Source organism: Sulfurospirillum sp. (assembly GCF_036802865.1).
Classification (GTDB): domain Bacteria; phylum Campylobacterota; class Campylobacteria; order Campylobacterales; family Sulfurospirillaceae; genus Sulfurospirillum.
On record NZ_DAIRVK010000001.1, the window covers coordinates 22121 to 43852 of the forward strand.

Consider the following 21732-nt stretch of genomic DNA (forward strand, 5'->3'; position numbering starts at 1 on the left):
CGGCTAAAAGTATAGTTTAGTGTAATGCTTCGTAAAATGAATAAAGAAGTAGAAGAATAGTGAGGTATTGATATTTTTAGTGCAATTGTAAGATTTTGCCAACAGACTGTTGGCAAAATCTTTACAGGTAGAAACTTCTTAGCGACTCATACGCTTACGTTGCGTTGGATCAAGGTATTTTTTACGAATACGAATGTTGATAGGTGTAACTTCAACCAATTCATCATTTTCAATCCACTCAAGCGCCAATTCAAGGTTCATTTTGCGTGGTGGAACAAGTTTAATTGCTTCATCGGCACCACTGCTTCTAACGTTACTTTGTGGCTTACCTTTAATAGGGTTAACATCTAAGTCATTTGGACGTGAATGTTCACCAATAATCATACCAGCGTAAACTTTATATTGCACATCAACAAAAAGTGTACCTCTTTCTTGTAAACTGAAGAGTGAATATCCCATAGCTGTACCCGTTTCCATAGAGATAAGCGCACCATTTTTACGGTGTTCAACTTCTCCACTGAGTGGACGGAAATCTAAGAATGAGTGGTTCATAACACCCTCACCTTTGGTATCTGTCAAAAACTGACCACGAAAACCAATCAAACCACGTGCAGGAATTTCAAACTCAATACGTGTTTGACCATCACCTGTTGGGTTCATCGCTTTCATTTCTGCTTTTTTACGACCCAATTTTTCGATAACAGCACCCGTAAATTCATCTGGCACGTCAATAACTAAGTGCTCAAATGGTTCCATTTTTACGCCGTTTTCTTCTCTGATAATAACTTCAGGACGTCCAAGAGAAAACTCAAAACCTTCACGTCTCATGTTTTCAGCTAAAATTGTAATTTGAAGCTCACCACGACCTGAAACTTTAAATTTACCTTCCCCTGCACTCTCATATTTCATCGCAATGTTTGTTTTCATCTCAGCTTCTAAACGCTCAGCGATTTTATTGGAAGTGACATATTTACCATCAAGTCCCGCGAAAGGAGAATCATTAACACCAAACACAACGGATAATGTTGGCTCTTCAATGTGCAAAGGATCAAGTGGCATAGGATTAGCAGGATCAACCAAACTATCACCAACGTCTAGTGTCTCAAAACCAGCAACAGCAACGATGTCACCACTCTCTGCTTCATTAATATCAATTCTATCCAAACCATGAAATCCGATCAGTTTCGATACACGTCCACGAACTTGTTCGCCATCTGCTTTTGCAAGTAACACAGTCTCATTTTTCTTAATGGTTCCGTTAAAAATACGTGCAATACCAATTTTTCCAACATAGTTATCGTAATCAAGGGTGAAAACTTGAAGTTGAAGTGGATTTTCTGCTTTACCAGAAGGTGCAGGAACATGCTTGATGATTGTTTCAAAAAGAGGTTCAAAATTTTTATTCTCATCACTCATATTGTATTTTGCATAACCATCGCGTGCTGCTGCATAAATGATAGGGAATTCAAGTTGATCATCATTGGCACCAAGCGCCACTAAAAGGTCAAACACTTCATCAACAACGCGCTCAGCATCAGCCGCTGGTTTGTCAATCTTGTTTACAACAACGATTGGGCAAAGACCAAGACTCAATGCTTTTTTAACAACGAATTTTGTTTGGGGCATAACACCTTCTTGTGCATCAACAAGAAGTAAAACACCATCAACCATTTTTAAAACACGCTCAACCTCACCACCAAAGTCGGCGTGGCCTGGAGTGTCGATAATGTTAATTTTAGTCTCTTTATAACGAATCGCTGTATTTTTAGAAAGAATGGTAATACCACGCTCTTTTTCAAGATCGTTACTGTCCATTGCTCTTTCTTCTACTTTTTGGTGTGCTGTATAGGTTCCTGATTGTTTCAACAGCTCATCGACTAAGGTTGTTTTTCCGTGATCAACGTGTGCGATGACGGCAATATTTCTAAACTCTTGCAAAAAATTCTCCTCGAATATAACTTTTACATCTCATATAAAACGTACGGGATTGGTGTAGTTTGATGAAGTAAATATGCTTCATTATACCACGTTCTTACTAAAATTAAAACATCCTTACATGTAAATCAATTTTGAACACATTGGGTTAAAACTGGAATGAGTATTGCTTATCAAAAGTGTGAAGTTATCTCTAAGCACTCAAAATGGCTGGTGATATTTCTCCCTCAAAGAGGCAAGCTTCAGTGCCCCAGTGGCTAACGTAGTTTCTCAAGCTTAGCTTGACAAACATTATGAAAAATAAAAAACAAGGTAACGGCGATGCAAGATATACTCTCCTTTGTTCAGGCTCCAAGCCCTACAACTCTTGCGCCTTCTACGAATGCAGCACCTAAAACTGATAGTCTTGATGGCTCTTTTTCTGAAAGTTTTTTTTCCGTAATTCTTGGTGAATTTACCAAAGAAAGCAAACAAGTTTCACTTACGGATCTTGCAGAAGGGGTTCCAACAACACCAAACCTTGAGCTAAGTACATCAAACGATCAAGAAGCCAAAAGTGTGGATGAACACCTTTTAGATGACTTACTTAGCGTTGTTAATGCACTTCAACAAAACTCTCAAACAACGATTTTTCCTACACTTAAAGCTTCTTCGACGTTAGAGAAAATTCTTGGAAGTGAAACCGCGCGTCAAGATTTTGCTAATGTAAAAAATGTCAGTGATTTGATGGATTTATCAAAAAAATACAACCTTGGTTTAGAAAAACTTTCAATCTCTCAAGAAAGTTTAGACACCCTTCAAACAAAATTTCCAAAACTTGCGCAAAATAATTTTTTTAATGACCTGCAAACAGCACTTGATACAGCGCAAAACTCGCAAAATAATGAAACAACAAAAGCAACTACTACCAATATTATGAGCCTTTTAGACAAGCAGCCTCCCAAAACAGACGTAACTCCGACTTCAATGTTAAGTGAACTTATTTCAAAAACGACACCACCAAAAGTGGTAGAACAAAATAATGTTCCAGATACTATGCCTATTGTCGAAGAGCCAATCATAGTAAATGAAAAGCAACAAAATACTTTAGCACAAGCACTTCAAGCACCGCAAGAAGAGAGCATTCAAGCAACAACAGCGCCGATTGAAACCATAACGCAAAAAGTGGTCAATACCAATGAAACTAAAAAAACAACGGTAACACAAACAGAACCAACAGAGGTTATTACGCCAGAAGAGCCTGTTCAAACAGCCTCCACTCGTGTCAATGAAGTTAAAAAAGAAGCTTTAGGTAAGACCACAGAAGACACCCAAGATACCGTTTTAAAAACGATTAAAAACGATAAAACAGCAACTGATACAACAGGTGAAGAGGCAACACAAATACAAAAAATAGCAAAAACAGAAGAAAAAGACACCACAAAAACCTCATCAGAAGAGACACAAAGCATACAAGACGTAAAAACGGATGTCAAAGCAACTGCAAAACAAGACACTTCAGTAAAAAATACGCCTGTAAAAGAGAGTTTAAATCAATTTGCAAGTGACTTGAAAGAAAAAATAGAAGCCTATAAACCGCCTATTATGAAAGTAGAGCTCTCATTAAGCCCTAAAAATCTAGGTGACGTTGATGTTACCTTGCTCACACGTGGCAATAATTTACATGTCAACATCTCTTCCAACACAACAACCATGTCACTTTTTACCCAAAATCAAAACGATGTTAAAAATGCCCTTGTTGGCATGGGCTTTACCAATTTGGAGATGAATTTTAGCGATCAAAACAATAAAGAACAACCACAACAGAACAACCAAAAACAAAACAATGGGAACTTTGAAGAGTTCAATGAGGATGAAACCGCTCTTTTAGAGATTGTCATTCCTCAATACGTATAAAATATAAGTAAAGGATACATGATGGCTATCAATACAAAAGGTTATGAAAGCATTATCACCCCAGGTGCAACAAGTTCGACAACAACAACAGCTGCAGCTAAAACAGGAAGTGCTGATACTTTAGGAAAAGATGATTTTTTAAAACTTCTTTTGACAGAACTTCAACACCAAGACCCAACCAGTCCTATGGATTCCGATAAAATCTTAAGCCAAACGTCTCAGCTTGCTACGTTAGAATCATCCACTAAAACAAACACCGCTTTAGATAATTTAGCAGCACAACTCAAACAGAGCGTTAACTCTAATGCAACATCCGTCATTGGTAAAATGGGAAGCATCGGCAGTGATGCTATTGCACTCTCCGGTGGTAAATCAACTTATGAAGTCTATTTTCCAACGGAAATTAAAACGGGTACACTTACCATTGCAGATAGTAAAGGCACTACTGTTAAAACCGTTGACCTTAGCACGGTAGCTGCTGGTAAAAGTGGTGTTTTAACGTTTGACTGGGATGGTAAATCTAATGAAGGTTCACAATTAGATGATGGAGCATATCGTGTTACTGCAACGTATCTAGACGCTACGGGTGCTGCAAAAACAACCGCATTTGGTGTTTATCCTGTTGAATCCGTACGTTATGACTCAGGAGCAACCTATATTAAGTTAGGTTCTAAATATTATGCTATGAGCGATGTTGTCGAATTTTATGACAAATAAAGGGATCTCCAATGAATAGCTCTTTCTACAATGGTGTTTCTGGTATCAAGACCCAACAATTTGCCATGGATGTCCAATCTAACAACATTGCAAATGTAAACACTAATGGCTATAAATACAGTAGCCCAGAAATTTCATCCCTTTTTTCAACAGCACTGACGGGTGCTTATGCCTCTTATGCTAACGATAAAGGTCTTGGAGCGCAAAGCCAAACAACAGCCCTCAATATGGGGCAAGGTATTCTTCAAAATACCGACAGCACATTTGACCTTGCTATTCAAGGAGAAGGTTGGTTTGGTGTTAAAGGGCAAGATACGACCAAAACCTATTACACACGGGCAGGCGCTTTTACGCTGGATGGAAAAGGCTCTTTGGTCAATGCTGATGGTTATTACCTTATGGCAACTTCTGGTAATAATATAATACCTACCTCGCTTGATGCAGCGACGCTTGCTAAATTTGGAACGTATTACAAGGCCCAAACATCATCTCCCGTAACACCCTATACCGTTACACCTATGACAGATATTCCTTTGGGAAGCGTTGGCGGACAAACAAAAGTAACATTACCTGATATTCTATACTACCCACCTATTGCAACATCAAAAGTCTCTTACGGTGCAAATCTTGACCCTAAAATTACCACAGATGCTGTTATTGTACCTCTTAACGTGGCTGATTATACCGCAGTAGTAACGCCAACTAGTTTAGGAAAAGCCAGTCTGAATGGAACAGTAAGTAATACAGTAGCTCTCCAAAAGCCTAAAGAAGGGGACTCCGTTAGTATTACATTCACAGATATTGATGGGAAAACACAGAAAGTTTCCACAAAACTTGATTCCTCTCTTACATGGAGTATTTCAAATTTAGATGTGAGTAGCTTAAATATCACTTCAAACTTAACAGCAAGCGTTTCGGTTACGTCAACGCAAGAAGTTGCAAATACTGAGCATTATACTACAGGAATCATTGCCCCCGATGGTACAAAAGACATTATCGATATGACCTTTACAAAACAAGTTCCTCAAGGTTCATCGGGTAGCACATGGGATGCTAGTATTAAGATACTAAGTTATCTTGAAGATTATGTTGTTGAAAATTACGATGCTACAAAAACATACGACCCTTCAGTTTATAATGTAGATACAGCAAAAGGTACAGTTACAAAAATTTATGACCCTACAAAATATTATATCGACACTACAAGCAAAAAAGTCTATGACATTGTCGATACACAAACGGGAACACTTACATTTGGAGGGGCAGGACAGCTCTTATCAAACTCTCTACCAGCGCTTAATAATGGAGGAACACCTTTAGAGCTAAACCTTGGAACAGTTGGTAAGTATGATGGACTCATTTCCAGTACCACCATCAAAAAATCCAATGTTGTAACAGCCAATGGTTCTATGGAAGGCTTTTTAACAGACTATACCATGGATAGTAACGGTAACGTTGTTGCAGAATTTAGCAATGGTAAAAGCTCGGCTATCGCCAAAGTTGCAATCTATCATTTTCAAAATGATCAAGGGCTATTATCAGATTCTGCAACACTTTTTGAAGAATCTGCTAATAGCGGTAAAGCTATTTTTTATACCAATAAAAATGGCGAAAGTTTTCTAGGTTCTACCATTTTTAATAACAAATTAGAAGGTAGTAATGTCAGTATGGCAACAGCATTAACAGAGCTTATCATCGTTCAAAAAGCATTTGATGCTAGCTCTAAAAGTATTACCACCAGCGATGAGCTTATTAAAAATGCTATCAACATGAAAAGCTAAAGTAAATGACATTTTAGTGGAATAAAAATTGCTTTCATTTTGTACGAAATTTATAAAAATAATCAGTAACTTTAAAAAGGATACGCTATGATGAGATCACTTTGGGCCGGCGTTACCGGATTGCAAGCACACCAAATTGCAATGGACGTTGAATCAAATAATATTGCGAACGTTAATACATCAGGTTTTAAGTACAGCAGAGCCAATTTCTCGAATCTCTTAAATCAGACCGTATCAATTGCAACTGCGCCACAAGGTGAATTAGGTGGTAAAAATGCCACACAAATTGGTCTTGGAACACAAGTCAGTTCCGTCACAAAAATTTTTAAACAAGGCTCCATCGAAACAACCGATAAAACAACCGATTTAGCCATCAGTGGTGATGGTTTTTATGTCGTTTCTCCGGATGGTGGAACAACCTACAAATACACCCGCAGTGGCGATTTTGCCTTTGATGCCAATGGTAACTTTGTAGATGCCAATGGGTACATCGTTCAAGGATGGTTAAAAAATGAAACCACTGGACAAATAGACACAACCTCACCTATCTCCAATATTACAATTCCACCAGGACTGACAACACCTGCCAATGCAACATCCGTTGTTACAGTTAAAGCCAATCTTGATTCTGGTATTGATGTTGGAAAAAATAAAACAACCATTTACGCTTTAGACTCTCACAGCGGATGGGTTGACCTTAACAACGATGGTATTGAAAATGCAGGTGAAACCCATGATGAAAATGATACTGCCAATACTTTGTTCAACAGTGACACCCAAATCAATGAAAGAGGCATTGACTTTGGTGTTTTATTTAATTCTGATGGTAAGGCTCTTAATTTAACCGATGGTCAAGGTGCATGGATAAGTTATGCAAAAGCTCAGTCTCAAAAAATGCAAGTTCTAGCAGATACAACAACTAATATCACAAAACTCACCATGACTATCAATGGTACAAAAATTTCCACAGGTGACATTTCAACACCAACCACATCTTATGCCACAACAGCCGAGAAAAACGCTGCTGTAGCACAGGCTATTGAAACTGCGATTAATGCGCAAACTAAACTAACCGGTGTTACAGCAACCGTGTCTGCTGGAAATTACATTACCCTTAGCAACGAAAACGGTACAGGAACAACCGAATCAACAAAAAACATCAAAGCAACCATTGATACAACAGCAACCAGTTCATCTTTAACAAACCGATTAACAAACAATGCACCGCTTGAAGATATCAATGTTATCACAGCCTATAGATACACCTATAGTAAGACAACAGGAAGTACCAACCATACCTACAGCGATGCTCAAGAGCGTACCTTCACAAGCACCGAGGATTTGCGTGAAGCGATGCAATATGATGCTAGACTCAGAGTTGATTATACAGGAGATGGTACCCCTGATGCCAATGATGGTGTTGCCATAACCGTTAACAGTGCAGGTCAATATGTCATCTCCAATCCAAAAGGTGATGCTTTTAATTCAGACGATGGTGATTATACTACGTTAACATCTACTCCACGAAGTTCAGCTTCACTAACGGCTGCTTTAGCAAAAGGCGATGTACTCTTTACCACAGGGACAAGCTTTGGAGAACCAATTTATCCTTCCTCCAATGTTATTATTGGTGGTACAACATATAACGCGACCACTCCCATTCCTATAGCTTTAAGTCCATTAGCAGCAGATGTTACTATACCTAAAGGCTCTATTATAGGAACAGCTACTACAGGAGCTGCTGCTGCAACGCTTAATACAGCTTTAACCACGGGTGATGTTGTTATTCTTGCGGGTACAACCATAGGTGCTAATATTACCCTAGCATCAAGCTTTAATGGAAGCATCACTACAAGTACAGGAACCTACTATGCTGGTCAAACCATCCCAGGTGGTGGTACCATGACTTCAACATCGATTATTCCACAAGGATCATCGGCAACTGTATCGGGTGCTTTAACATCAGATTATATTATACCATCGACAACAACAACGTCAACACTTGCCAAAGGAACAAACTTTTTATCCGAAGATGACCATGATTTATACTTGACCATAACAAGTATGACAGATGGAACGAATATCTCTGCAAATGATAAATTTGTCTCAACACTAAGCTCTATAGGAGGAACCCTGCAAAGTGGCACTGCAACACGTACCTCACAAGGTATTTATACAGCAAGCCTTGCATCCAGTACTGATATCTATGATTCACTGGGTTCAAAACATACCATTCGTTTCCAATATACTAAAACAGGCTTCACAGCAACAGGTGGTACAGAGTGGTCAGTAGCCATTTCTGTTGCAGAACCTGGCGACATCAACCTCGGTCAAAGCCCTAAAAACGTCGTCACAGGTTCTATCCAGTTTAACTCGGATGGTTCATTGTCAACCTACACACCTAGAAACCTAACATTTACAGCCAACAATGGCTCTACGGCAAACCAAAATGTCCAACTCAATTTTGGTACGGTAGGACAATTGGATGGTGTAACAAGCTTTGATAAAACATCCAGTGTTAGCGGCATCAGCCAAGATGGTTATGCTGGTGGTGACCTCAATGGTATCAGCGTTGATGAAACAGGTACTATCATCGGTAGCTTTACCAATGGACGTAGTTTCGGTTTAGCACAAGTTTCCATGGCAACATTTACCAACAACGGTGGTTTGGAAAGTGATGGTGGTAACTGCTTTACTCAAACATCAAACTCAGGTGACCCTATTATCGGTCAAGCTAGTACAGGTGGTAAAGGCTCCATCAAATCAAGCTCGCTTGAGATGAGTAACGTGGATCTTTCACGCTCTTTAACACAGTTGATCGTCATCCAAAGAGGTTACCAAGCCAACTCAAAAACGATTACAACTTCAGATGAAATGCTGAACACCCTTCTCCAACTCAAATAACAGTTTTAGCTTACATGTAATACAATGAGTCCCAAAATATTCTTGGGACTCAACACATGAAAATCACACTTAACCACTACACTCCCCTACTCATTTGTGCCGATGCTATTCGTACTTGCTGGCAAAGTTTTGACAAAAGCGACGAAGGTGGCGAAAAAGACAAAGAACTCATTGATCGTGTTGGTAATAAATTTAAACACGCCTCAACCCTAGAGCATTTGGTGTATAACTTCTACATCGAAGGCGTTTCCCGTGCCCTGCTTCAAGAGCTGGCACGTCACCGTATGGCTTCACTCTCCGTCAAATCTACACGCTACACACTCAAAGAGTTAAAGAACGAAGAGACTTTTACATGTAAAGATGTGGAACGTGCCTCAAAGTACCTCGTTTTAACAGGTGTGGAGATGGTAGATGAGATGAGCATCAAAGCCCTCGAAAACCTTCGCTTGGTACTCGTAGAAGGCATTAGCAACGATAAGGCAAAATACTGCCTTCCAGAGAGCTATAAGACCGAACTTACATGGACAGTTAATGCCAGAAGCCTTCAAAACTTTTTAACCCTTAGAAGTGACAAAAGCGCACTCTGGGAAATTCAAAATCTAGCCCATGCACTTTACGATGCATTACCAGAAGATCACAAATACCTCTTTAACATTAAAATTAATGATTAGAGTTTTATAAAAAAGCACCAAAGGTGCGTGGGCTTTCTGCCGAAGAAAACCCAGTGTTAACGTAGTGTTTAAAGCTTCGCTTTAAGCACGTATCAATAGTTTTAAACAACTTTAACCCTTTGGGCATGCGTGATGGCTATGGCAATAGCGTCTGTAATGTCCAAAGGTTTTATCTCTTGTTTGATTCCTAAAATCTTCTTCACCATAAACGCCACTTGCTCTTTGGCTGCTTTTCCATTACCAGTAACTGCTTTTTTCACTTGAAGCGCAGTATATTCACTAAAATTTCCAATGGTTTGTAAAATTTTCAAACTTAGAGCCCCTCTAAATTGGGCTAGTTTTATGACCGTTTGAGGATTGTAAGCATAAAAAATATCTTCAATAGCAACTTCATCAATGGTATGTTGTTTAAAGATGGTATCAAGTCCCTCAACCAATTCCATAATCTGATGCTGAAGCATCTTTTCTTTGATTTTTATAAGCCCTGCTTCAATCAAAATGAGACTGTTTTTTTCTTTTTTAAGTATGGAGTAGCCACAATTACGAGTACCTGGATCAATTCCTAAAATAACCAATTTTTTGTCCTTTATTCACATGTTTGTTCACAGGGTGAATAACTTTCTTCACATTATACCCATACCCGCTTTAACATATAACTAATAATAGTTTAGATAAAATAAAACAAACTTATTCACATGTTATTCACAGGGTGAAGACTTTTTTAAGGAGTGTGTTTGCTAGCAGATAATGTCATAGAACTTTTAAAAGAAGAGATCTCTTCTTTAGAATATGATCGCTATATTAAACAACTAAAATTCCATGAAAAAGCCTCTAACTCCGACCAAATGGTCTTTCTTGCTCCCAATATTCTCATTGCAAATTGGGTAAGAACAAAATATGCTGACAAAATTGCCCATCTGTTTGAACTCAAAACCGGTAAAAAACCTGAAGTCAAAATTGTTCTTAAAGAACATCTAAAATCAACCAAAGCTAAATCAACACCTGTTGAAATAATTGATTCCATTAAAAGCACTAAAAACACTATTTTAAATCCATCTTATACGTTTAATAGCTTTGTTGTGGGAAGCTCCAACCAATACGCTTACACCGCCGCTAAATCCATTGCTGAAAAACCAGGTGTAATGTATAACCCCGTCTTCATTTATGGACCTACGGGACTCGGTAAAACTCACCTTATTCATGCGATTGGAAATTATGCTCAAGCAAAAGGCAAAATTGTTATTTATGCGACGATTGAACAGTTTATGAATGACTTTACCTACAATCTACGAAACCAATCTATGGATCGTTTTCGTGAAAAATACCGCAACTGCGATGTTTTACTCATTGACGATACACAATTTTTATCCAATAAAATTCAAACACAAGAAGAGTTTTTTCATACGTTCAATGAACTCCACTCTGCGGGCAAACAGATTGTTTTAACGTCTGATAAACCGCCAAAGATGATTAATGGACTGGAAGATCGTCTTAAAAGTCGTTTTGAATGGGGCTTGATTGCTGATATTGGATTACCAGAATTAGAAACTAAAATTGCCATCATCAAAAAGAAGTGTGAACTCGATGGTATTAATCTTAACAGTGATATTGTCAATTATATCGCAGCTAATATGGGCGACAATATTCGCGAAATTGAAAGTGCTATCATTAACCTCAATGCCTATGCATCGCTTATGCGTCAAGAAATTACCCTTGATTTTGCAAAAAATGTTATGCGCGAACAGATTAAAGAACGTCGTGAAAATATTAGTCTTGAAGATATTATTCAAATTATTGCCAAAGATCTCAATATTAAACCAAGTGAAATAAAATCAACAAAACGTAGCAAAAACATCGTAGAAGCTAGACGTATTGGTATTTATTTAGCGCGAACACTTACACCAAATTCTATGCCATCGTTAGCAGCATATTTTGGAATGAAAGATCATACAGCTGTTTCACATAACATTAAAAAAATTAATGAACTAATTGATACCAATGAATCTTTCAAACTCAAAGTTGAAGATCTAAAAAATAAAATCTTAACGAAGCAAATGTAAAAAGTTTTAATAACAAGTGTGACGAGATGTGAAAAACTCACAACAAATCTTTCACGCCAATAATCCCTATTTTGAGGTATAATATTGATGTTTTCACAAATTCATCCCAATCTACTACTTCATCTATCTTTAAATTAAATAATAAAAGGAGACTCTATGAAAGTTTCGATTAAAAAAAGCATTCTCGAAAACATGTTGTTAAACATTCAACCTTATTTAGAAAAAAAAGATTTGAGTCAAATTACATCTCATGTTTTATTAATCACTGAAGAGAGTCAATTTGAAATTAAAGCAACTGATTATGAAATCGGTTTAAGTTACCACACACCTGAAATAAAAATCGTTACTTCTGGTAGTGCAACAGCTAATGGTAAAAAGCTTCTGGATATTATTAAAGGTTTAAAAGATGACGAAGTCGTTTTAGAAACAATCAATGATTACCTCTATATCAAACAGAATAGCTCTAAATTTAAACTCCCGATGCTAAGCCCTACTGATTTCCCACTTTTCCCACAAATTGACGCTAAGCCTAAATTTGACATCAATAGCAACACACTCGTTCGTTCTATTAAAAAAATAGCTCCAGCAATTGATAACAACAATCCAAAATTTGAACTTAATGGTTCTTTAATTGATATTAAAGATAACAGTATCAATTTAGTAGCTACTGACACTAAACGCTTAGCTATTGTACAAATTGAACAACCAACTGAACATAACTTTACACTTATTATTCCTAAAAAAGCAATCAGCGAAATTCAAAAACTCTTTTTTGATAATATTGAAATTTTTTACGATGAAAATACACTTATTGCTTCATCAGCTCATTTTACATTTTATACTAAACTTATCAATGGAAAATTTCCTGATTACCAACGCATCATCCCTAAGAATAAAAACTACAGAATTTTACTCAATCGTGAATCTATGGTGGATGCTATTAAACAAATTTCAATTATTTCTCCTGAAATTAAAATCACTTTCAAACCTGAAAAAATTGTCTTTGAAAGTTTAAATGATGATAATATTGAAGCAAAGACAGAAATTGATTTTAAAACAGGGTTAGATAGTGATATTTACCTTGCAGTTAACAGTCGTTATATTTTAGATTTTTTATCTAATATCGAAAATAGTAACTTTACCTTAGGTTTTAATGATAGTGGTTTGCCATTCACTTTAGAGAGTGATAACTTTACAACCATCGTTATGCCAATTATGATTTAAAAAATTAAGCACATAGTGCGTGAGTTCACTGATCAAGTGAACTTAGCGTTAGCGTAGCTTTTAGAGCTTTGCTTTAAAAGCGTATTAAAGAATTACAAATAAGAAGTGGAGAAAATATGAGTACTTACGGTGCAGACAATATTAAAGTTCTAAAAGGTCTTGAAGCAGTTCGAAAACGTCCGGGTATGTATATTGGTGATACCAATATCAACGGTCTTCATCACCTTATTTATGAAGTGGTTGATAACTCTATTGATGAGGCAATGGCGGGCTATTGTGATTTAATTAAAGTAGAACTCACTCGTGAAGGTTCATGTATTGTAACCGATAACGGTCGTGGTATTCCTGTTGGTTGGCATGAGGGCGAAAACATGTCAGCAGCTACGGTTGTTTTAACCGTACTTCACGCAGGTGGAAAGTTTGATAAAGATACCTATAAAGTAAGTGGTGGTTTGCACGGTGTTGGTGTTTCAGTTGTAAATGCCCTTTCATCAAAACTCGTTGCGACGATTAAACGTGAAGGAAATGAGCATCGTCAAGAATTTGCTGCGGGTATTCCTCAAACACCTCTTGATGTCGTTAAAACAACCAATCGTACAGGTACAATGATTGAATTTTGGCCAGATGGTACAATTTTTGAGACAACCGAGTTCCAATTTGAAATTTTGCAAACACGTTTTAAAGAACTTGCCTATCTTAATCCAAAAATAACCATAGAACTTAAAGATCAAAGAGATGGACGCTCTGAAGTTTATCATTTTGAAGGTGGTATTAAGCAGTTTGTTTTAGATCTTAACAAAAAAGAAAAAGTAGCTGAAGCTGTTCACTACACTGCAAGTGTTGAAGATGTTGAAGTTGACGTTGCTATGATGTACAACTCAACTTATAGCGAAATTCTTTATTCATTTGTAAATAATATTAAAACCATTGATGGTGGAACGCATGAAAGTGGTTTTAGAGCGGGTTTAACACGTGCCATTACTAACTATATCTCTTTAAATGCAGGTATTCGTGAAAAAGATGTCAAAATCACAGGCGATGATGTTCGTGAAGGTTTGATCGCTATTGTAAGTGTTAAAGTTCCTGAGCCTCAATTTGAGGGTCAAACAAAGGGTAAATTGGGTAGCTCTTACGTTAAACCAATCGTTCAAAAATTGGTTTATGAGCAACTCGTTAAATATTTTGAAGAAAACCCTATCGAAGCAAAAGCCATTATGAACAAAGCACTTGCGGCAGCACGTGGTAGAGAAGCGGCTAAAAATGCAAGAGATTTGACACGCCGTAAAGATGCCATGAGTATCGGTACGCTTCCTGGAAAGTTAGCAGATTGTCAAAGTAAAGATCCGTCTATTTGTGAACTTTATCTTGTAGAGGGCGATAGTGCGGGCGGTTCTGCAAAACAAGGACGTGATCGTGTTTTCCAAGCGATTTTACCTCTTAAAGGTAAAATTCTTAACGTTGAAAAAAGTCGTTTAGATAAAATTTTGAAATCGGATGAGATTAAAAATATGATTACGGCTCTTGGTTGTGGTATTGGTGAAGAGTTTAATGAAGAAAAACTTCGTTATCACAAGCTTATCATTATGACCGATGCGGATGTCGATGGTAGCCACATTCAAACACTTCTTTTAACATTTTTATTCCGTTTTCTACGTCCTGTTGTGGATAATGGCTATGTTTATTTGGCTCAACCACCATTGTATCGTTATAAAAAAGGTAAAAAAGAGATTTATCTGAAAGATGATAGTGAAATGAATGCCTTTTTAATTGAATCAGGTATGGATAGTATCTCTATTGAAGGTGTTGGTACACCTGATTTAGTGGATTTCTTTAAAATTATCTCTGCCTATCGTGGTATCTTAAAAGAGCTTGAAAAACGTTTTTCAATGATTGAAGTGATTCGTTATTTGATTGAAAATCCAGATTTAATTACCCTTCCAACTGATAAACTGTTTGTAGAAATTGAAAACTTTATCAAAGCACTTGGTTACAATATTTTGAACCATTATATCAACGATGAGGGTATCCATCTCTTTATTCAAACCAAAGATGGTTTGGAAGAACTCCTTTTAGATGAGACGTTTTATACTAATCCACTGTATGAAGAGGCACGTTATATTTATACTAAAATTCAAGAGCGTGATTTTGATGTCTTTGATGGCAAAGATCCTGTTGAAGTTTTAGATGAAATTGAAAAAAGTGCTAAAAAAGGTGCTTATGTTCAACGTTACAAAGGTCTTGGTGAAATGAATCCTGAACAGCTTTGGGAAACAACCATGAATCCTGAAAATAGACGATTATTGCAGGTTAAAGTTGAAGATGCAGAAGCAGCAAGTGAAACCTTTACCCTTTTTATGGGCGATGAAGTTGAACCTCGCCGTCAGTATATTCAAGATCATGCTAAAGATGTAAAACACTTGGACGTTTAATGCTCTATTCTGAGATAAAGGAGAGAGAAAATCGATTTATAATTGCTCTTAAAATCGCTTTTCCTTTTCTTCTTCTCATAGGCATTTTTTTACAGTCATTTAAACTTTTTTCACATACTACAATTGATTTTATTCTCTTTATTTTATTGATACCCATTTATGTTTATTACACGGTATATCTGATTTATCATGGTTTTCAAACAACATTGATTGATCCTATAACAAAGACATTTAACAGAAGTGAAATAATTGCTAAAATTGCTAAAATAGGGGATTGTAAAAATACTACAATTAGTTATTTACATATCAATAATTTAAGTGATATTAACGAACGTTATGGAACGAATAACGGTGATATGGTTCTTAGTCAATTTATTCAAAAGTTGGAACTATTTTTACGAGAGCATCATTTTAAAAATGTGGCTATTGGAAGATATAGCAACGATAGTTTTTTGTTTTATGTTAAACATCCTAGCCGTGAACTACGTCATCTTTTAACTATTTTTATTAAAAGTATTCAAAATGTGGGTATTGCTAATATTGAAGTGAAAGTAACTTTTTCGCTTTTAAATGCAGCATACGATAAAAATCCCAATAACGTGATAGAACAACTTTTAATGTTGATAGAAACGCAAAAAAAGAGTGAAGAAACCATACCCGATATTAAAGTTAATCAGTTTAAAGCGATGATGGATGAAGCGATTAACCATCATAAATTCTTTTTTAAATATCAACCTTCTTTATCACTTCAAACAGATCAAATTATTTTATTAGAAGTTTTAACGCGTATAGAATCGCAAACATACGGATCACTCTCAAAACAGCAAATTCAACGCATTGTCAATCATATAGGGTATGAGAGAGAATTTGATGAAAAAGTCTTTGAATTTTTACTGGAAGAAATTTCTCCTTTAATGGAAAAAAAAGTACTTTTTAGTGTTGAAGTGACACCCGTTACACTGCGAAATATAAACTTCAAACGCTACCTCATAAATCTTTTTAAACAAAAAGGAATTGATCCTCATCGTTTTATACTGGAGATAACAGAGCAAAAAAGCTATGAGAATATACACCGTTTTAAAGAGATTATTGAAAGTTATCAAGAAGTGGGCTTTAAAATAGCACTTGGCAGTTTTGGTGGGAATAATTGTGGTTTTGAATACCTTAAACAATTACCCATTGATTTAGTAAAATTTGATATTGAATTTACTAAAAAAATCGATGATGCAAAGTATCAACAGCTTCTTTTACACTATGTTTCACTTATACAAACACTTCGCATTCAAAGTATGGTAAAATTTGTTGATAAAGAGGTACATTTCGAAAAAATGAAAGAGTTTAAACCTGACTTTATACAAGGGTTTTTTATTTCAAAACCAAAAAATTTAGAACATATACTAGGAGATATTTTATGAAATACGGTGAACAAATTATTAAAGAATTTGATGTTGAAAAAGATTTAGAAATCTGGCCAAATCAACACAAAAAAAATTATGTGATTAAACTTACATTGCCTGAGTTTTGTTGTTTATGCCCTAGAAGTGGGTACCCTGATTTTGCAACAATTTATATTGATTATATTCCCAATGAGCTTGTAGTTGAACTTAAAGCAATCAAGCTTTACATCAATAGCTTTATGAATCGTAACATTAGCCATGAGAATAGTGCCAATGAAATTTATGATCTATTGGATTCAAAGCTTAAGCCAAAATGGCTTAAAGTTGTTGCAGATTTTAATCCTAGAGGCAATGTACATACGGTGATTGAAATTGACTCAAAACAAGTACGAAACGAGAGTTCGTGTTAAGTCCTAAACTTATAGAGCAGTTCTTTGGGGCTGCTTCGATTCAGCGTTGGAATGATTATCCGCGCATGGTCGAGTTGGTGGAGCTTGATAAACAAGCGCATAAGTTCATCATCGCCTATTTTATTGCGAAAATGGAACCCAAAGAGAGCATTGATATGCGCTCTTTAATTGAAGCGGGTATTTTTGAATTTTTACGTCGTGTGGTTGTTACCGACATTCGCCCTGATGTTTTTCGTAAAGCACTTCAAAAAAAAGAAAAAGAGATTAACACTTGGGTGTTAGAACAACTGTATGATTCACTAAATGATATTGAAGAAGGTGCTTTTTACGAGCGTTTTAAAATGTATCTGAGTGATAGCTCTATGTACAAAAAAGAGCGTTTTGTTCTTAAAGCAGCTTCGTATATGGCAACACGTTGGGAATTTTCGATTGTCTATCAAACCAGCCAATTTCTTAACAATATTGATCGTGTAAAAGATGCTGTTGAAGAGGAAATAGAGGATTATTACGAACTTATCAGTGTTCGTAAAATGGCAATGAATAAAAAAATCTCCAAAATTGTTGATTTAAGCGGACGACTTCGTTTTCAAAAGCGTTGGGCACAAACACCACGTATTCCGGAAACTTCTGTATTAGGGCATATGCTCATTGTTGCCATTTTGGGTTATTTCTATTCACTTTCCACTAAAGCATGCGATGGACGTCTTGCAAATAACTTTTTTTGCGCACTTTTTCACGATTTTCCTGAAGCGCTTACCCGTGACATCATCTCTCCAGTGAAGTATTCGGTGAGTGGGTTAGATGATATTATCAGTGAGTTTGAGATTAAGATGATTGAAGAAGAAATCCTCCCTTATCTTCCCGAGGGATTGGTAAAAGAGTTTAAATATCTTTTGGGTCTGTACGGTGATAATCAAAAAGATGAATTTATGAACCGGATCAATGAACATGAAATCAAAATGGTTGAAGATGTTTCTCTTTACAATGAAGATAAATACAATGCTATTGATGGAAAAGCACTCAAAAATTGTGATAATTTAGCTGCATTTATCGAAGCAACGCTCTCTATTTCACATGGCGTTAGGTCTAAAGAGCTGATACAGGGCAAAGAGCATATTCGCAATAAGTTGAAAGAAAAAGGCAAAATTGGTACGGTTGATTTTTATGAATTGGCGCTGGAGATTGAGAAGTATTTGGGAGTTTAGGGTTTAATGTAAAAAACCCTCTTCCAGATGACTGCGGCACACACCTAAAAAAAGCGCTCTGCTGTGTTCCCACCCTGAAGCGTTACTCTTAAAAGACATTGCACAGGTCTAGAAGAAGGCGAAGCGTATTTTACCCAAAAATTCTTAAACAAAAGAATTATTCTGTCTCTTTGGTGGCAAGCTTTTTATAGAAACGTCGAGCTTTTAGCTCTTATTTTGTGCCCTAGTGGTTAGCACACTCTTTTAAGCTTTACTTGAAAGACAAGAATATAGATAATGAGGATATTCATGGTTGATCCAAAAATTGAAGAGAGTTGGAAAAATGTTTTATTGGATGAGTTTCAAAAGCCCTATTTTGAGAGCTTAAAAAGTTTTTTAATCGAAGAAAAAAAATCACATACAGTTTACCCAAGTAGTACCAATATCTTTGCAGCATTTGATAATACCCCCTTTGATAACGTTAAAGTGGTCATTTTGGGGCAAGACCCATACCATGGAGCCAATCAAGCACATGGACTCTCTTTTTCTGTTCAAGATGGCATACAGCATCCCCCTTCCCTACAAAATATTTTCAAAGAGTTACGCGATGATTTGGGTTATACTATTCCTCAAAGTGGTAATCTAACGGCATGGGCAAAACAGGGCATTTTTTTGCTTAACACGGTTTTAACGGTGCGTGCTAGCGAAGCCAATTCTCATCGTGGTCAAGGGTGGGAAAATTTTACAGACGCGGTGATTAAAACATTAAGTACTCAAAAAGAGCATTTAGTATTCATTCTTTGGGGTGCTCCAGCAGGGGCAAAAGCATCACTTATTGATAGTAAAAAACATCTCATTTTACGAGCTCCTCACCCTTCTCCTCTCTCTTCATACCGTGGATTTTTTGGTTCTAAACCATTTTCAAAGAGCAACGAATACCTTATATCTCATGGCAAAAAGCCTATTAATTGGTGTTTGATTTGAATGTAAAAGAGGCGATTTACACGTGGTATCAAAAGAATGGAAGGCATGATCTTCCATGGAGACAGAGTGATGATGCGTATAAAATATACCTCAGCGAGATCATGCTCCAACAAACACAAGTAAAAACCGTACAAGAACGTTTTTATTTCCCTTTTTTAGAACGATTTCCTACACTTCAAAGTGTGGCGGAGGCTCCACTTGATGATATTTTAAAGATGTGGGAAGGTTTAGGCTACTACACAAGGGCTAAAAATCTTCACCACACTGCCATTACATGTGAGGGTGTTTTGCCTAAAACTCCTGAAGCGCTGAGTGGGCTTAAAGGTATTGGCAAAAGTACAGCAAATGCTATTTGTGCTTTTGCCCATCATCAAGCACTTCCCATTTTAGATGCCAATGTTAAGCGCATTTTGTGCCGTTATTTTGCATTACATGTAAAGATAGAGAATGTTTTGTGGGAAAAAGCGTGGGAACTTTTAAATGAAAAACATCCGTATGAACACAATCAAGCGATGATGGATATTGGTGCTACTTTATGTACGCCTAAAAATCCAAACTGTTTGGCGTGTCCGCTTGCGTTTTCCTGTAAAGGCAAAAGTGCACCACAAAACTATCCTATGCCACTTAAAAAAGCGAAAATTCCTACTAAAAAACGCTTTGCTCTTATCATTGAGAAAGAGGGAAAATTAGGGCTTATCCAGCGCACAGAGCGACTGCTTCATGGTCTTTGGGGATTTATACAAAGTGAAGAGTGTCCTAAGCATGCGAAGAGTTTAGGAAAAGTAAGTCATACCTATAGTCATTTTAAACTTGAATTGGAAGCTATAATCATAACGTGTGAAGATTTACATGCAAAGGTAGATGGCTATTTTACAAATGAACAGATTGCAAAACTAGCACTCTCCACCGTTGATAAAAAAATCTTAGCTCTACCTACCATGATGAGGAATGTAGCCCTTACTTCCTAAGAGTAAAAGTACTGCACCACATAGACTGACTGTCATCATAACACCCGTTATAGGGAAAAGTGTGCCATCGTGTAAAAAACTGGCAACAAATCCCATAAGCGCACCTACGCTGTACTGCAAAACACCAATGATAGCATTGGCAGAAGCACTAATGGTTGGAAAAAATTCCAGTGTCAATGAAATAGAATTGGAAAAAATAAATCCAAGCATTCCTATATAAAGTCCGATTAAAGGGAAAAGTACATAAACATTGCTGTTTTGAAATACAAAGAGCAAAATACCAAAAATAGCTTGTGCACTCACACCAATTCGAAGTAGTGTTAGAGGCTCTTTCCCTTTGACAATCCATGCATTAAGTCGTCCAAAAAACATCATCATCAAGACACTAGCACCAAAAAAGAGTGCAAATTTACTTGGACTTACATTAAAGTGCTCCATATAGATGAATGATGAAGAGGTAATAAACGTGTACATACCAGAGGTGCAGAGAATTTGAGAAATGATAAAAAGCATTGCAAGTTTGTGGCTTAAAACGGTTTTATAGTTTTGTATGGGCGTTATTTTGGAGCGTTCTTGTTTAACGGAAGGAAAACGAAAAAGATAAAAAGCTAATGCAAAAAGAGTGTAAAACCCTAAAAATAAAAAGATCATTTCCCATTCAAAGAATTTGAGAACAAACGATCCAAGTGTTGGTGCAAGAAGCGGTGCCATAAGCATAACCATAGCGATAAGCGAAAAGATACGCGCACTCTCTTTGCCACTGAACATGTCTTTAACCGTGGCTGAAACATTGACAGTAGCGATGCCTCCTCCAAAAGATTGAAGTGCACGAAGAATCCAAAAAGTTTCTATTTGATGTGTAATTGAGATGAAAAAACTGCTCAATCCAAAAAGTATCAATCCAATAATAACCATCGGACGTCTACCGTATGCATCTGAAATTGGCCCTCCAAAAAGTTGCCCTAATGCCATACCAAAGAAGTAAAGGCTTAAGCTAAATTCGACATTGGGTATAGAGGTTTGAAGATCCGTAGCAATTGCTGGGAATGAAGGTAAATACATATCAATCGCCAGAGGCGTTATCGCCGATAAGGATGCGAGCGTTAAAACAATTTGGCGCTCTGTGAGGGATTTAGACATCAATTGAGATTCTTTCATGGAGAATTTTAATG

Annotated in this window: 16 protein-coding genes and 1 other RNA gene; 13 read left to right on the forward strand and 4 right to left on the reverse strand. The window is 36.7% G+C overall.

Annotation, left to right across the window (positions count from 1 at the left end):
- Positions 1 to 138 precede the first annotated feature (138 nt).
- Positions 139 to 1938, reverse strand: a complete 1800-nt coding sequence (typA, locus tag V7Q04_RS00100; protein WP_333802895.1) for a translational GTPase TypA — start codon at positions 1936 to 1938, stop codon at positions 139 to 141.
- Between the two features lie 318 nt (positions 1939 to 2256).
- On the opposite strand from typA, the gene fliK reads away from it, so the two are divergent.
- From fliK to thyX, 5 genes are all read left to right on the forward strand, one after another.
- Positions 2257 to 3831 carry a flagellar hook-length control protein FliK gene (gene fliK, locus V7Q04_RS00105; protein ID WP_333802896.1) on the forward strand — a complete coding sequence of 525 codons (1575 nt, stop codon included), beginning with the start codon at positions 2257 to 2259 and terminating at the stop codon, positions 3829 to 3831.
- Between the two features lie 21 nt (positions 3832 to 3852).
- The gene (locus V7Q04_RS00110; RefSeq protein WP_333802897.1) at positions 3853 to 4548 is read left to right on the forward strand and encodes a flagellar hook capping FlgD N-terminal domain-containing protein; all 696 of its coding nucleotides are present in this window, start codon (positions 3853 to 3855) and stop codon (positions 4546 to 4548) included.
- An 11-nt stretch (positions 4549 to 4559) separates the two neighbouring features.
- A complete protein-coding gene (locus V7Q04_RS00115) occupies positions 4560 to 6329 on the forward strand; it encodes a flagellar hook-basal body complex protein (protein ID WP_333802898.1) in 1770 nt (589 codons plus the stop codon).
- 87 nt (positions 6330 to 6416) lie between these two features.
- Positions 6417 to 9233, forward strand: a complete 2817-nt coding sequence (gene flgE / locus V7Q04_RS00120) for a flagellar hook protein FlgE (protein WP_333802899.1) — start codon at positions 6417 to 6419, stop codon at positions 9231 to 9233.
- 56 nt (positions 9234 to 9289) lie between these two features.
- Entirely contained in the window at positions 9290 to 9904 is a 615-nt protein-coding gene (gene thyX / locus V7Q04_RS00125) for an FAD-dependent thymidylate synthase (RefSeq protein ID WP_333802900.1), read from the forward strand.
- Positions 9905 to 10005: 101 nt separating this feature from the next.
- On the opposite strand, the gene ruvC is transcribed toward thyX, so the two are convergent.
- Entirely contained in the window at positions 10006 to 10479 is a 474-nt protein-coding gene (gene ruvC, locus V7Q04_RS00130; protein ID WP_333802901.1) for a crossover junction endodeoxyribonuclease RuvC, read from the reverse strand.
- Between the two features lie 159 nt (positions 10480 to 10638).
- Between ruvC and dnaA the strand changes: the two genes are divergently transcribed.
- The 6 genes from dnaA (at position 10639) to V7Q04_RS00160 (ending at position 18629) form a co-directional block, all read left to right on the forward strand.
- The gene (gene dnaA, locus V7Q04_RS00135) at positions 10639 to 11964 is read left to right on the forward strand and encodes a chromosomal replication initiator protein DnaA (protein WP_333802902.1); all 1326 of its coding nucleotides are present in this window, start codon (positions 10639 to 10641) and stop codon (positions 11962 to 11964) included.
- Between the two features lie 156 nt (positions 11965 to 12120).
- The gene (gene dnaN, locus V7Q04_RS00140; protein WP_333802903.1) at positions 12121 to 13188 is read left to right on the forward strand and encodes a DNA polymerase III subunit beta; all 1068 of its coding nucleotides are present in this window, start codon (positions 12121 to 12123) and stop codon (positions 13186 to 13188) included.
- A gap of 116 nt (positions 13189 to 13304) precedes the next feature.
- A complete protein-coding gene (gene gyrB / locus V7Q04_RS00145) occupies positions 13305 to 15617 on the forward strand; it encodes a DNA topoisomerase (ATP-hydrolyzing) subunit B (RefSeq protein WP_333802904.1) in 2313 nt (770 codons plus the stop codon).
- Entirely contained in the window at positions 15617 to 17032 is a 1416-nt protein-coding gene (locus V7Q04_RS00150; RefSeq protein ID WP_333802905.1) for an EAL domain-containing protein, read from the forward strand. The genes gyrB and V7Q04_RS00150 overlap by 1 nt, the downstream gene beginning before the upstream one ends.
- Entirely contained in the window at positions 17029 to 17424 is a 396-nt protein-coding gene (queF, locus tag V7Q04_RS00155; RefSeq protein WP_333802906.1) for a preQ(1) synthase, read from the forward strand. The genes V7Q04_RS00150 and queF overlap by 4 nt, the downstream gene beginning before the upstream one ends.
- Positions 17418 to 18629: an HD domain-containing protein gene (locus V7Q04_RS00160; protein ID WP_333802907.1), complete on the forward strand. Its 1212-nt coding sequence runs from the start codon at positions 17418 to 17420 to the stop codon at positions 18627 to 18629. The genes queF and V7Q04_RS00160 overlap by 7 nt, the downstream gene beginning before the upstream one ends.
- Before the next feature lie 17 nt (positions 18630 to 18646).
- Here the strand turns inward: V7Q04_RS00160 and ffs are convergent.
- An RNA gene (ffs, locus tag V7Q04_RS00165) (signal recognition particle sRNA small type) lies at positions 18647 to 18744 on the reverse strand.
- Between the two features lie 161 nt (positions 18745 to 18905).
- Here ffs and V7Q04_RS00170 point away from each other — a divergent pair.
- Both V7Q04_RS00170 and mutY read left to right on the forward strand, forming a co-directional pair.
- The gene (locus tag V7Q04_RS00170) at positions 18906 to 19592 is read left to right on the forward strand and encodes a uracil-DNA glycosylase (RefSeq protein ID WP_333802908.1); all 687 of its coding nucleotides are present in this window, start codon (positions 18906 to 18908) and stop codon (positions 19590 to 19592) included.
- Positions 19580 to 20560, forward strand: coding sequence for an A/G-specific adenine glycosylase (gene mutY / locus V7Q04_RS00175; protein ID WP_333802909.1), 981 nt, complete (start codon positions 19580 to 19582; stop codon positions 20558 to 20560). Before V7Q04_RS00170 ends, mutY begins: the two co-directional genes overlap by 13 nt.
- Here the strand turns inward: mutY and V7Q04_RS00180 are convergent.
- On the reverse strand, positions 20522 to 21700 hold the full coding sequence (locus V7Q04_RS00180; protein ID WP_333802910.1) for a multidrug effflux MFS transporter: 1179 nt from the start codon (positions 21698 to 21700) through the stop codon (positions 20522 to 20524). The genes mutY and V7Q04_RS00180 overlap by 39 nt on opposite strands.
- Positions 21701 to 21732 lie beyond the last annotated feature (32 nt).